This window comes from Arthrobacter sp. E3 (assembly GCF_017353415.1).
Classification (GTDB): Bacteria; Actinomycetota; Actinomycetes; order Actinomycetales; family Micrococcaceae; genus Specibacter.
This window is the reverse complement of the sequence record NZ_JAFMPX010000036.1, coordinates 1-12,414: the sequence shown is the minus strand read 5'-3', so window position 1 is coordinate 12,414 and position 12,414 is coordinate 1. Positions and strand designations below refer to the sequence as shown.

The window sequence follows — 12,414 nt, the reverse complement described above, 5'->3', positions numbered from 1 at the left end:
CCGCTCATGGTCCCAATGGCCGACGCCGGAGCCGGGCAATGCGGGCAGGCTGGGGTCATGACCACCGCACTTTATGTTCAATTGACTGTCCTGGCGCTCATCGACAGCACTAGCATTGGAACGCTGCTGATCCCGCTGTGGCTGCTGATGCGCCCCGACGCGAAGCGGCTGGCGCCGCGGATCCTGCTGTTTCTGGGTGTTTTGGCAACTTTCTACCTGTTGGTGGGAGTTGCCGTGCTCTCCGGCGCCGGCTGGGTAGTTGGCAGCATGGGCGCTGGTTCGTTAACTCGGCTCCCGGCCATCCAATGGGTCATGGCAGTTGGCGGCGGCGCCATGCTGGCGTACGGGTTGTTCGCCAGTTCGGGAAAGAAGCCGGCCCCTGCCACTGTGCACGCCACTACACACGCCGCCGCCGCTGCTCCGGCACCGGAACCCGCACCCGCCGAGCAGCGGTGGCAGTTGCGCATGGGAACGGCACTTCGCAGCCCCGGCGGGATGGTGGTGTTGGCATTGTTGGCAGGGTTGCTGGAACTTCCCACCATGCTGCCGTACCTTGCGGCCATCGGGTTTCTGACGAATTCGACGCTCCCCATGACCGCTCAGCTGCTTATTCTGTGCGTCTATTGCCTGGTCATGCTCGTGCCGGCACTGGTGTTGCTGACCCTGCGCCTGACCCTGGACAGTCGACTGGATGGAGTGCTGCAGCGCTTCGGTTCGCAGATGAGTAAGTTCTCAGCTGGCACCCTGCCATGGGTGGTCGGCATTGTGGGTTTCCTGCTGCTGCGATCAGGGCTGTCACTGCTGGCGCCGATGGCGCCGTGGAACCCTTTCAAGTAGGACAGTGCCGCCGCCCAACCCCGGTTCGTTCGCCTGTGGTGGAAGCAGGTCTCGGGGTTTGCTGGGATTTGAGAGAATGGATGCATGACTTCTCTTGGAACCGGTAAAATGTCCAAACCCGGTAAATTCACAGGCCTGGGCACCATTGTGCTGGCCCTAGTTTTCTTGGTCGCGCTGGTGTTTGCCGCCAACAACAGCACCGTGCTCGGCTGGATTATCGCCATCCTGGCGTTCGGCTGGCTGGTCCTGTCCACCGTGGTCTACATCGGGGTGCACAAAGCCGCCGCGTTTGGTGCCCGGCAGGTGCACCTGGCGCAGGCGCAGATGGCCCAGCAGAACAGTGCCAATGCCCCGTCCGACGCCGGCACGCGCCTCGTGTCGCAGGAATCCGGTTCGCGCTCTGCTGAGAAAGCACGCGAACTCAAGCTGGACCACTCCTTCAAGATCATCAACGTCCAGGTTGGTGTCGTGCGCGAATACTTGGGCAAGGACCCCGAGATGGTGGCCCGCGCCCTGGATACGATTGACATCACCGCCGCCAACGGGCGCGGCATGATCAACCCCAACTGGGAAGCCCACGAAGCCAAGATGGATGCGGCCATGGCTAAGAAGAACGCGGAGCGCCAAGCAGCCAACGCGCAGAACCAGACGCAGGCCGGCACTGGCAACGGATCCGGTGACGAACCGGTTAGCGGCGTCATCATCGACTAGTCCCCACGCCCACCCAACGCTCGCAAGCTCGCGTCGGGGCCCTCGGGCGCGTGGGCCCACCCACGCCCACCCAACGCTCGCAAGCTCGCGTCGGGGCCCTCGGGCGCGTGGGCCCACCCACGCCCTCCCAACGGGTGTCCGCTGGTGCGTGGGCTTATAACGTGCCAAGACGGTCATGGCAGCGAAACGAACGCGGTGACCATGGAATCACGAGCCACTGCAGGTAAGGTTGAACAAGTGAGCAAAGGTATTCAAAACGGTCGATTGAGGATCGCAAGCGTCAATGTCAACGGCATCCGTGCCGCCTACAAAAACGGTATGGCTCCGTGGCTGGCGGAGCGCGATGTAGACATTCTGTGTCTGCAGGAGGTGCGTGCACCCGACGCCATCGTGGAGGGGTTCCTCGGCGAAGAATGGCACCTGCTGCACGCCGAAGCTGAAGCCAAGGGCCGGGCAGGGGTGCTGATCGCCACCCGCAAGGACGTGCTTGAGCCGGTGGCAACCCGTGTTGGCATTGGTGATGACTACTTCGCCACCACCGGACGCTGGGTTGAGGCCGACTACGAGCTCAACGGCGCGGACGGCACAGCCACAACGTTGACGGTTGTCAGCGCCTATGTTCATTCAGGTGAGGTGGGCACGCCCAAACAAGACGACAAGTTCCGTTTCCTTGACACCATGATTTCCCGCCTGCCGCAACTGGCTGCAGGAAGCGAACACGCCTTGGTGGTGGGCGACCTCAACGTTGGGCACAAGACGTTGGACATCAAGAACTGGAAGGGCAACGTCAAGCGGTCAGGATTCCTGCCGGAAGAGCGCGCCTACTTTGACAGGTTCTTTGGCGAGGAGATCGGCTACAAGGACGTGGCCCGCGAACTTGCCGGGGAAGTAGACGGCCCCTACACCTGGTGGTCCAACCGTGGGCAGGCCTTCACCAATGACACCGGCTGGCGTATCGACTACCACATGGCCACCCCAAACCTTGCCAGCAAGGCGCTGACATCAGTGGTGGACCGGGCAGAATCCTACGAAGCCCGATTCTCCGACCACGCCCCCCTGGTTGTCGACTACAAGTTCTAAAGGACCCACGTTTCCATGAGTGAAATCTCTGCCCGCCCCCGCGTGTTGTCGGGTATGCAGCCCTCCGGCGATTCCCTGCACTTGGGAAACTACCTGGGCGCCCTGGTCAATTGGGTGAAGAATCAGGACAACTACGACACCTTGTTCTTCATCCCGGACATGCACGCCATCACGGTGACGCAGGACCCTGCTGAACTGCTTGCCCGCACTCGCAAGACTGCAGCGCAGTACATCGCCGGCGGCATCGACGTGGAACGGTCCACGTTGTTTGTGCAGTCACATGTGCCCGAGCACGCCCAGCTGGCCTGGGTGCTCAACTGCATCACCGGCTTTGGCGAGGCGTCACGCATGACCCAGTTCAAGGACAAGTCGGCCAAGGGCGGTGCCGAGACGGCCAGTGTTGGCCTTTTCACCTACCCCGTACTCATGGCCGCGGACATCTTGCTCTACCGTCCTGAAGGTGTTCCTGTTGGAGATGACCAGCGCCAGCACGTGGAGCTGGCCCGTGATTTAGCCAAACGCTTCAACCATCGCTTTGGTGACACGTTTGTGGTCCCGGAGGCTTTCATCCAAAAGGAAGGCGCCAGGATTTATGACCTGCAAAATCCGACGGCGAAGATGTCCAAGTCCGCTTCCGGCCCCAACGGACTGATCAATATCCTTGATGAACCCAAGGTGACGGCCAAGCGCATCAAGTCAGCCGTGACCGACGCCGACACCGTCATTGCACACGACCGCGCGGCCAAGCCCGGCGTAACGAACCTGTTGGAGATCCTCTCGACGCTGACGGACACACCGGTGGAGAAGCTGGTGGCCGGGTACGAGGGCAAAATGTACGGGCATCTAAAGGTGGATGTGGCCGACGCCGTGGTGGAACGACTTGAACCCATCCGGCGGCGCACCCTTGAGCTGCTTGATGATCCAGGCGAACTCGATGTGCTGCTCGCCCGCGGTGCTCAGAAGGCTCGTGAACTCGCGTCGGTGACCTTGGCGGACGTGTACGCCAAGGTAGGTTTTCTTCCTCCGCTTGGGGCGGTCGGCTAGCCGTGCCGGGCATTGGTCAGAGCGGCGCCTCTGCGGCCCCACACGACGACGGCCTGGGGGTCATCATTTCCCTGCCCCCGGAACTTTCTGCCGAGCTTAGCGCACGCCGGGCGTTCTACGCAGGCCCGGATGCCGCCGTCGTGCCTCCCCACATCACACTGGTTTCCGGGATGGCAAGCCATTCGTGGGAGGAAGCGGCCGCACATGTCCGGAAGGTCGCAGCAGCGGGGCAGCCCTTTGCGCTCTCACTAAGCGGGACCGGGACGTTTGAGCCCGTATCCCCAGTGGTCTACTTAAACGTGGCCGCCGGAGCGCAAGCGTGCACTACGCTGCACGGGAAATTGCTGGCCGGGCCGGTGGAGCATCTGCTGGAGTTTGATTTTCACCCTCATTTGACCATTGCCCACGACCTGGACGATGAAGCCATGGCACGTGCAAAGACGGAAATGGCTGGCTTTGAGGCAGAATTTCAGGTCAACAGCATAGGGCTTTTTGACTATGTGTCAGGTGGTTGGGCGCTGCGCGAGGAGCTGAAACTTGGGGAACAGCGAAAACGCTGAATCCGCGCCGGTTGGCGGACAATTCCTGGGCTTAACCGCCCCTGGCGTTAGGGGCAAGAGGCCCCTCGCAGCCCCGGCGAAGGCGCCGCCAAGCCCGCTTGACCGGAGGGCTCTGGCGACGTGGTCCGCGGCCAAGCGAACAGACTTCCGTGATGCCCGCAAGCAGGGGATGGTTGTCCCACAGGCCTTTGCGCTGATCCAGTGGATTGGTGCGTGGGCGGCCAACATGTTCCCGCTGCGGGTGTGGAATTTGTACATTCGACGCCGCGGGCCGCTGTTGGCCGCGGGCAACGCGTACTTGATGTTCTTCTCTGTCGGTGCCATGTTGGTTGCCGGCTTCGCCGTTTTTGGCATGGTGGCTGCGGATAACGACGTGCTGCGTGACGCCGTCATCGATCTGGTTGCCGGCAGTACGCCCGGCCTGATTGACACCGGCGACGGCGGCTTGGCCTCGCCGGAACAGCTCCTGGGCGCGGGCAGCTTCGGTCTGACGCTGATCATCTCCCTGGCGGCCTTGCTCATTACGGCCATGAGTTGGATCAACGGCTTGCGTGAGGGCATCCGGTCATTGCTTGGTCTTGCACGGGACAGGACCAACCCGGTGCTGTCGAAGGTGCGCGACGGTTCGACCTTGATTATTTTGGCCATTGCCCTTGTACTGACAAGCATCTTGGGCCTGATCAGTACCGCAGCCATGGGCACAATCAGTGATTTGCTGGGTTGGGGAACGTTCCTGACAGGTGCGGCGACACAAATAGGGTCCGTACTGCTGATGTTCATTTTGGACTCGGCCGTGGCCATCATCATGTTCAGTATCGCTTCCCGGGTGAGCATGCCACGCCGGGTGCTGTTGCTGGCAGCGGCGTTTTCCGGTGCCGGTGCCACCGTGCTGCGCTTCTTCAGCGCACTGCTCTTGAATGGAATCACCAGCAATGCCCTGCTGGCTCCCTTTGCCGTGATCTTGGGCTTGTTCGTCTGGTTCTATCTACTCAGCCAGGTGTACTTGATTTCCGCTGCAATTGCGGCCATCAGCGCGGCGGACCTGCGGAACCGACCGGCCCTTCGCTGAGCCACTTGCCGGGATTCGGCATACGGGATTCGGCATACACAACACAAAAGCGCCGCACCCCTGACGGGGAGCGGCGCTTTTGACTGTCAGCTAGTCGGTAAGCCCAGTCGGTCAGTCAATGCTAGACCTGGCGTGAGAGGATGGCCTGCTTGACCTCGGCAATGGCCTGCGTGACCTGGATGCCGCGGGGGCATGCTTCGGTGCAGTTGAAGACGGTGCGGCAGCGCCACACGCCTTCCTTGTCGTTGAGGATTTCCAGACGCATGTCGCCGGCGTCATCGCGCGAATCAAAGATGAAACGGTGTGCGTTGACAATGGCAGCGGGGCCGAAGTACTGACCGTCGGTCCAGAACACGGGGCAGGATGACGTGCACGCGGCACACAGGATGCACTTGGTGGTGTCGTCAAACCGTGCGCGTTCTTCGGCGGACTGCAAGCGCTCCTTGGTGGGGGCGTGGTCGCGGTTGATCAAGAAGGGCATGATCTCACGGAAGGACTGGAAGAACGGCTCCATGTCCACAATGAGGTCCTTCTCCACGGGCAGGCCCTTGATGGGCTCGACCAGGATCGGCTTGGACGTGTCAAGATCCTTGAGCAGAGTCTTGCAGGCCAGGCGGTTGCGGCCATTGATGCGCATGGCATCGGAACCGCACACGCCGTGCGCACAGGAACGACGGAAGGACAGCGAGCCGTCCTGCTCCCACTTGACCTTGTGCAGGGCATCCAACACGCGGTCGGTGCCGTACATGGTCATGCGGAAGTCTTCCCACTTCGACTCGTCCGAGAACTCGGGGTCGTAGCGGCGGACACGCAAGGTGACGTCGAACGTGGGGATTTCCCCACCGCCACCCAAGTGGGCGGGAAGTTCAATCTTGGATGCCGGCTCCGGGGCGGATTCGGCAGTTTCTACGGGGCTCATTAGTACTTCCTTACCATCGGCTGGTAGCGCGTGATGACAACGGGCTTGGTCTCCAAGCGGATTCCGGCGATGTGCTCGGCGGAGCTTTCAGCGGTGACAGCAACATCCTTGAATGCCATGGAGTGCTTCATGAACTTCTCGTCGTCGCGGTCCGGGAAGTCCTCGCGGTAGTGCCCGCCACGTGATTCCTGGCGGTGTAGGGCAGCGACGGTCATGACCTTGGCCAGTTCGAGCAGGAAGCCAAGCTCCACGGCCTCGAGCAGGTCAAGGTTGAAGCGCTTGCCCTTGTCCTGGACGGTGATGCGAGAGTAGCGCTCCTCGAAGGAGGCGATGTCGGCAAGGACCTTGTCGATGGACGTGGCGGTGCGGAACACCTGCATGTTGGCGTCCATGGTGTCCTGCAGTTCCTTGCGGATCGCAGCCACCTTTTCGCCGCCGTCGGAGACGCGCACGTGCTCCAGCAGAGCCACCGTGTCAGCCTCCGGGTTCTCCGGCAGGTCAACAAAGTCGGCCCCCTTGGCGTACTCGGCAGCGGCCACACCGGCGCGCTTTCCGAAAACGTTGATGTCCAGCAGGGAGTTGGTTCCCAAACGGTTTGAACCGTGGACGGAGACACAGGCAACCTCACCGGCAGCATATAGGCCGGGGATGATGGTGTCGTTGTCCTGCAGGACCTCGGTGGTGATATTCGTGGGAACGCCGCCCATGGCGTAGTGCGCTGTAGGGAAGACAGGGACCGGCTCCGTGTACGGCTCCACGCCGAGGTAGGTGCGGGCGAACTCGGTGATGTCCGGGAGTTTGGCGTCAATGTGCGCCGGTTCCAGGTGGGTCAGGTCAAGGAGTACGTAGTCCTTGTTCGGGCCGCAGCCGCGGCCTTCACGGACTTCGTTGGCCATGGAACGGGCCACGATGTCGCGCGGGGCCAAGTCCTTGATGGTCGGGGCGTAGCGTTCCATGAAGCGCTCACCCTCGGAGTTGCGCAGGATGGCGCCTTCGCCGCGGGCGGCCTCGGAGAGCAGAATGCCCAAACCGGCCAAACCCGTCGGGTGGAACTGGAAGAACTCCATGTCCTCCAGCGGGATGCCCTTGCGGAACGCGATGCCCATGCCGTCGCCGGTCAGGGTGTGGGCGTTGGAGGTTGTCTTGAAGACCTTGCCCGCGCCGCCGGTGGCCAAAATAACGCTCTTGGCTTGGAACACGTGCAGTTCGCCCGTGGCCAGGTCATAGGAGACGACGCCTGCAATGCGCTTTTGCAGGTAGACGGTACCGTCTTCTCGAGTGGCTTCTTCTTCAACGGTCAGCAGGTCCAAAACGTAGTACTCGTTGTAGAACTCGACGTTGTGCTTGACGCAGTTTTGGTACAGGGTCTGCAGAATCATGTGGCCGGTGCGGTCTGCTGCGTAGCAGGCGCGGCGCACGGGGGCCTTGCCGTGGTCGCGGGTGTGGCCGCCGAAGCGACGCTGGTCAATGCGGCCTTCAGGGGTGCGGTTGAACGGCAGGCCCATCTTCTCCAGGTCAATGACGGCGTCGATGGCTTCCTTCGCCATGACCTCCGCAGCGTCCTGGTCCACCAAGTAGTCGCCACCCTTGACGGTGTCAAAGGTGTGCCACTCCCAGTTGTCCTCTTCCACGTTGGCCAGTGCGGCGCACATGCCACCCTGAGCGGCGCCGGTGTGGGAGCGGGTGGGGTAGAGCTTGGTCAGGACAGCAGTGTGGGCACGCTGGCCGGATTCAATGGCGGCACGCATTCCTGCGCCACCGGCCCCGACGATTACGACGTCGTATTTGTGGACCTGCATACTGGATGCTCTTTCTCTCATTTACTGCATTAAAAGCTGGTGATCACTTCATGCGTCCCAAACCATGCGGCCCGGGAGTGTTCCCACAAGTTGAGTTAGGGAACGGTGCAGAAGGACGGAAGGTCAATGACGGCGCCGGCGGGGCAGGGATCAAAGGTGAAGATGACCAGGGTGCCCAAAACAATGATGACGGCGGAGGCAACATACAGCACGGCCTTGAGGGTCATGCGTGTGCCGTCGCGGTCTGCGTAGTCATTAATGATGGTGCGCACGCCGTTGCTACCGTGAAGCATGGCCAGCCACAGCATGGCCAGGTCCCAGATCTGCCAGAACGGATCGGACCACTTACCGGCCACGAAGCCGAAGTCGATGGCGTGGATGCCCTCGCCAACCATCAGGTTCACGAACAGGTGCCCAAAGATCAGCACAATCAGCACCACGCCGGAGAGGCGCATGAACAGCCAGGCGATCATCTCAAAGCTGGAGTGGGAGGCCTTGTTGCGTTTGTACTTGGGTGATTGCGCACTGTTGGAACGCGGCGCAGCTATTGAATCGGCGCTCATGCTAGTTTCCCCCCAAGTTAGAGAAGACGATGGTGAGGTGGCGGATCAGGAACGGGATCATGGTCACGGCCCACAGACCAAGCACAGCCCACAGCATCTGGCGCTGGTACTTGGGGCCCTTCTTCCAGAAGTCAACGGCAATGACGCGCAGGCCGTTAAAGGCGTGGAACACTATTGCTGCGACGAGAGCAGCCTCGCCCAGTCCCATAATGGGGTTTTTATACGCCCCAATGACTGCTGTGTACGCTTCCGGGGACACTCGCACCAAGGAGGTGTCCAGGACGTGCACCAACAAGAAAATAAAAATCACTACACCGGTAATTCGATGTCCCACCCAGGACCACATGCCTTCTCGGCCGCGGTACAGAGTGCCAGCTGGTTTTGTCGGCACTGAATAACCTTCCCTGCATCACCGTTGCGCTGGCGTGGTTCCACGCGGGGAAACGCACACGGCGTGAGCACTCATACTTGCTGCCTAATTTAGGCTTCGCTAACAGCATATTCAACTTAGGCGCTCCTTGCCGCATGCGACAAATTACAGCTTGGTCTCAAATACCTGTTGCACATTGAGTCTAGTGCCCCGCTGCCGCTCTGCCGTTGAAGCACGACGGCGCGCTGCCGGACTACGACCCTGGGTGGAAGTTTAGTGCCAAAGCGCCACGGCTTCCACGGCTGGGGCCGTCTAGTCGCTTATGGTTGTCATGATGAATACGCAAAATTTTCCTGCTCCCGGTCACCCTGCAGCGGACCCCATGGACAGGTTTTACGCAGTGATCCCGGCAGGCGGTGTGGGCACCAGGTTGTGGCCTTTGTCGCGGGCGGCGGCACCCAAATTCCTGCATGACCTCACTGGCAGTGGCAGCACGCTGATCCGTGCCACCTACGACCGTCTGGAACCGCTCAGCGGAAGCAAAGTCATGCTCGTTACAGGGGATGCGCACCGGGAAGCAGTGTGCCGGCAGCTTCCCGAGATAGCGGATGAGAACCTCGTTCTGGAGACTGAGCCGAAGGATTCAGGGGCTGCGATTGGGCTTGCCGCAGCCATTTTGTTCCTGCGCGATCCGGACACCATCATGGGTTCCTTCGCCGCAGACCAGGTCATCAGCCCGGTGGAAAAATTCCAGGACGCCGTCCGTGAGGCCATCTACACGGCGGCCACGGGAAAGATCGTCACGATTGGCATCAAGCCCACCCACCCCTCGACGGGCTTTGGCTACATTCGCATGGGCGCACCCCTTGACGTGGAAGGCGCCCCGAGCGCACGGACCGTGGAGAAGTTCGTGGAAAAGCCGTCTGCGGAAATCGCCGAACAGTACCTTGCAAGCGGTGAATACAACTGGAATGCCGGTATGTTCGTCGCACCAGTGGAATTAATGCTCCGCCACCTGAAAGCCAACGAGCCTGCCCTCTATGAAGGACTCATGGAAATCGCGCTTGCTTGGGATACGCCGGAGTGGATCGCCGTGAAGAAGCGGGTCTGGCCCACGCTGCCGAAGATCGCCATTGACTACGCCGTGGCCGAGCCGGCAGCCGACGCTGGCGATGTTGCCGTCATTCCTGCCGACTTCAGCTGGGACGACGTCGGCGACTTTGCCGCCATCGCCCGTCTGAGCAGCGCCAAGGAGAACAACAACGTCAAAGTCATCGGTGAAGGCGCCCGCGTCTTCACCGAGGACAGCACCGGGATCGTGGTGACAGACACCAAACGCGTCATCGCGCTGATAGGCATCCAGGACGTCGTCGTGGTGGACACCCCCGACGCGCTCTTGGTAACTACCCGTGCCCATTCCCAACTGGTGAAGAAGGCAGTGGACGGGCTCAAGGCCAAGGGCGACACCGACGTGCTCTAGTCCCCGGCCGCTCCCACTGCTCGCAAGCTCGCAGCACGGTGCACTACGCTGGCGCAAGCCGGGAGTAACGGACGTACGCCAATGACGTCACAGCCGCCGGAGATGGTTAGAGTTTGACTTGTGCGCAATTACTCGCTGGAAACAGAACCGACCGAGCTGGTAGGCCCGTGGCTTGAGCCCCTGTTGGAAGAGGTCGTTGAATTCAGGCGTGACCTTCACGCCCATCCGGAACTGTCGTTCCAGGAGTTCCGCACCTCCGGCAAGATCTATGACCGCCTTGTTGTGGCAGGCCTCTCCCCACGCCGTCTTGACGGTACCGGCGTCATTGTTGACGTAGGCGAGGGGGACATTGCGACGGCGTTGCGCGGGGACATTGATGCCCTGCCCATCGTGGAGGAGACCGGCCTGCCGTTTGCCTCCCGCAACCACGGCGTCACGCACGGTTGCGGACACGACTTCCACACTGCCACCATGCTGGGCATTGCCCTGGTGCTTGCTCGCATGCACGAACACACTCCACTCGGTGGGCGCATCAGGATCATCTTCCAGCCCGCCGAGGAAACCATGCCCGGCGGAGCGCTTTCCTGCATTGACCAGGGAGCCCTGGACGGTGTGCCGCGCATCATGGCATTGCACTGCGACCCGCGCATCGAAGTGGGCAAGATCGGCACCCGGATCGGGCCCATCACCAGCGCCTCGGACACCATCAAGATTGAACTTTCCGGCCGCGGCGGCCACACTTCCCGCCCGCACCTGACCGAGGACCTGGTGTTCGCACTGGCCCAAATTGCGATCAGTGTCCCGGCGGTACTGTCCCGCCGGGTGGATGTCCGCAGCGGCGTCTCCGTCGTGTGGGGGCAGATCCATGCTGGTTCGGCGCCCAATGCCATCCCCGGACAGGGCGTCATGAGCGGCACCATGCGCTGTCTTGACCGCGAGGCGTGGCACGCGGCGGGGGAGTTGCTTGACGACGTCGTACAGCAGATTGCTGCACCCTTTGGCGTGGATGTACATCTGGAACACACGCGCGGAGTGCCCCCAGTGGTCAACTCCGAACATGAAACTGCCGTCATTGAAGCAGCGGCCCGCGCTGAACTTGGCGAGGACACTGTGGTGTTGGCGCCGCAATCAATGGGCGGGGAGGACTTTGCCTGGTTCCTGCAGGGTATTCCCGGCTCCTTGATGAGGCTGGGCACCCACGTCCCCGGCGGCGAGGAATACGACCTGCACCGCGGTGACTACATTGTGGACGAACGCGCACTTTCCGTCGGTGTTCGCGTGCTGTGCGCTGCCGCCCTGAGGGTGCTGCGCGACGCTGCTGAACAGTAGATCGAACCTGCGCGGGCCTGCTGGAGGTAAGCCTCCGGCGCGCGCCCCGGATCACAAACATGTAACGGTTCCCCAACGATGGCCCGTGGTTCCGGTCCGCCACTACCGGCGGGTACGAAAGTGCCACTAGTGTGTGATGCATAGCGCCGCAATGCTGGGGTGCGCCAACGCAAGCCGATGTCCGCCACAGACCTGAAGAACAGTGTTCCAGTTTGGGCGGACGGCCCGGTTTGCCTTCGGGGCGATTCCTTCACTGCGGCGGTCCCACACCACATGGAGGAACCTTGAAGAACCGTCTTCTAAACACCGTCAAGCGCGGAGCCATCGTAGGAACTGTCGCAGTGAGCGCCATGGCTTTGCTGCTCACCGGCTGCGGCGAAGCCCCGCCGGCCCCGGGCGGGGGCAGCACGGAAAACGCTGCGGCAGCCAACTATCTGGGTTGCATCGTCTCTGACTCCGGCGGATTTGATGACCAGTCCTTCAACCAGTCCTCCTACGAAGGCCTGCAGAAGACGGTTAAAGACTTAGAACGTGTTGGGAAAGCCTGTGGTGTTTTCCGGGTGACTATCCCAGGCTGCAGGTCCAGCATTGAATCATGAAGGATGTTTCGGCTCCGCGTCCCTATCCCTCGGACCTGACGGATGAGGAGTGGT

At 61.6% G+C, this 12,414-nt stretch carries 12 protein-coding genes and 1 pseudogene; 9 read left to right on the top strand and 4 right to left on the bottom strand.

Annotated features, from left to right (window positions below; genetic code table 11):
* Positions 1 to 57: 57 nt before the first annotated feature.
* The 6 genes from JMA46_RS13730 (at position 58) to JMA46_RS13705 (ending at position 5,301) form a co-directional block, all read left to right on the top strand.
* On the top strand, positions 58 to 837 hold the full coding sequence (locus tag JMA46_RS13730) for a GAP family protein (protein ID WP_207345907.1): 780 nt from the start codon (positions 58 to 60) through the stop codon (positions 835 to 837).
* 84 nt (positions 838 to 921) lie between these two features.
* Positions 922 to 1,548, top strand: coding sequence for a hypothetical protein (locus tag JMA46_RS13725; RefSeq protein ID WP_207345906.1), 627 nt, complete (start codon positions 922 to 924; stop codon positions 1,546 to 1,548).
* Positions 1,549 to 1,749: 201 nt separating this feature from the next.
* Positions 1,750 to 2,628: an exodeoxyribonuclease III gene (locus JMA46_RS13720; protein ID WP_207345905.1), complete on the top strand. Its 879-nt coding sequence runs from the start codon at positions 1,750 to 1,752 to the stop codon at positions 2,626 to 2,628.
* 15 nt (positions 2,629 to 2,643) lie between these two features.
* Positions 2,644 to 3,672 carry a tryptophan--tRNA ligase gene (gene trpS, locus JMA46_RS13715; protein ID WP_207345904.1) on the top strand — a complete coding sequence of 343 codons (1,029 nt, stop codon included), beginning with the start codon at positions 2,644 to 2,646 and terminating at the stop codon, positions 3,670 to 3,672.
* A 2-nt stretch (positions 3,673 to 3,674) separates the two neighbouring features.
* Positions 3,675 to 4,232 carry a 2'-5' RNA ligase family protein gene (locus JMA46_RS13710; protein WP_207345903.1) on the top strand — a complete coding sequence of 186 codons (558 nt, stop codon included), beginning with the start codon at positions 3,675 to 3,677 and terminating at the stop codon, positions 4,230 to 4,232.
* Positions 4,210 to 5,301 carry a YihY/virulence factor BrkB family protein gene (locus tag JMA46_RS13705; RefSeq protein ID WP_207345902.1) on the top strand — a complete coding sequence of 364 codons (1,092 nt, stop codon included), beginning with the start codon at positions 4,210 to 4,212 and terminating at the stop codon, positions 5,299 to 5,301. Before JMA46_RS13710 ends, JMA46_RS13705 begins: the two co-directional genes overlap by 23 nt.
* Before the next feature lie 121 nt (positions 5,302 to 5,422).
* On the opposite strand, the gene JMA46_RS13700 is transcribed toward JMA46_RS13705, so the two are convergent.
* The 4 genes from JMA46_RS13700 to sdhC form a co-directional block, all read right to left on the bottom strand.
* A complete protein-coding gene (locus JMA46_RS13700) occupies positions 5,423 to 6,220 on the bottom strand; it encodes a succinate dehydrogenase iron-sulfur subunit (RefSeq protein WP_207345901.1) in 798 nt (265 codons plus the stop codon).
* Positions 6,220 to 8,019, bottom strand: a complete 1,800-nt coding sequence (sdhA, locus tag JMA46_RS13695; RefSeq protein ID WP_207345930.1) for a succinate dehydrogenase flavoprotein subunit — start codon at positions 8,017 to 8,019, stop codon at positions 6,220 to 6,222. The genes JMA46_RS13700 and sdhA overlap by 1 nt, the downstream gene beginning before the upstream one ends.
* Before the next feature lie 95 nt (positions 8,020 to 8,114).
* Positions 8,115 to 8,582 carry a succinate dehydrogenase hydrophobic membrane anchor subunit gene (locus JMA46_RS13690; protein WP_207345900.1) on the bottom strand — a complete coding sequence of 156 codons (468 nt, stop codon included), beginning with the start codon at positions 8,580 to 8,582 and terminating at the stop codon, positions 8,115 to 8,117.
* A gap of 1 nt (position 8,583) precedes the next feature.
* Complete coding sequence (gene sdhC, locus JMA46_RS13685; protein WP_207345899.1) at positions 8,584 to 8,973, bottom strand: succinate dehydrogenase, cytochrome b556 subunit; 390 nt, start codon at positions 8,971 to 8,973, stop codon at positions 8,584 to 8,586.
* A gap of 313 nt (positions 8,974 to 9,286) precedes the next feature.
* Here sdhC and JMA46_RS13680 point away from each other — a divergent pair, with 313 nt between their 5' ends.
* The 3 genes and pseudogenes from JMA46_RS13680 to JMA46_RS13670 all read left to right on the top strand — a co-directional run.
* Complete coding sequence (locus tag JMA46_RS13680) at positions 9,287 to 10,432, top strand: sugar phosphate nucleotidyltransferase (protein ID WP_247647310.1); 1,146 nt, start codon at positions 9,287 to 9,289, stop codon at positions 10,430 to 10,432.
* A 120-nt stretch (positions 10,433 to 10,552) separates the two neighbouring features.
* Positions 10,553 to 11,761 carry an amidohydrolase gene (locus tag JMA46_RS13675; RefSeq protein ID WP_207345898.1) on the top strand — a complete coding sequence of 403 codons (1,209 nt, stop codon included), beginning with the start codon at positions 10,553 to 10,555 and terminating at the stop codon, positions 11,759 to 11,761.
* A 350-nt stretch (positions 11,762 to 12,111) separates the two neighbouring features.
* A pseudogene (locus tag JMA46_RS13670) lies at positions 12,112 to 12,288 on the top strand (BMP family ABC transporter substrate-binding protein); the annotation flags it as partial.
* Positions 12,289 to 12,414 lie beyond the last annotated feature (126 nt).

Excerpts from the sequence above, each read along its gene's own strand:
- JMA46_RS13690 (WP_207345900.1), bottom strand. The coding sequence starts at position 8,582 with ATGAGCGCCGATTCAATAGCTGCGCCGCGTTCCAACAGTGCGCAATCA.
- sdhA (WP_207345930.1), bottom strand. The coding sequence starts at position 8,019 with ATGCAGGTCCACAAATACGACGTCGTAATCGTCGGGGCCGGTGGCGCA.
- JMA46_RS13680 (WP_247647310.1), top strand. The coding sequence starts at position 9,287 with ATGAATACGCAAAATTTTCCTGCTCCCGGTCACCCTGCAGCGGACCCC.
- JMA46_RS13720 (WP_207345905.1), top strand. The coding sequence starts at position 1,750 with ATGGAATCACGAGCCACTGCAGGTAAGGTTGAACAAGTGAGCAAAGGT.
- JMA46_RS13725 (WP_207345906.1), top strand. The coding sequence starts at position 922 with ATGACTTCTCTTGGAACCGGTAAAATGTCCAAACCCGGTAAATTCACA.
- JMA46_RS13730 (WP_207345907.1), top strand. The coding sequence starts at position 58 with ATGACCACCGCACTTTATGTTCAATTGACTGTCCTGGCGCTCATCGAC.
- JMA46_RS13700 (WP_207345901.1), bottom strand. The coding sequence starts at position 6,220 with ATGAGCCCCGTAGAAACTGCCGAATCCGCCCCGGAGCCGGCATCCAAG.
- trpS (WP_207345904.1), top strand. The coding sequence starts at position 2,644 with ATGAGTGAAATCTCTGCCCGCCCCCGCGTGTTGTCGGGTATGCAGCCC.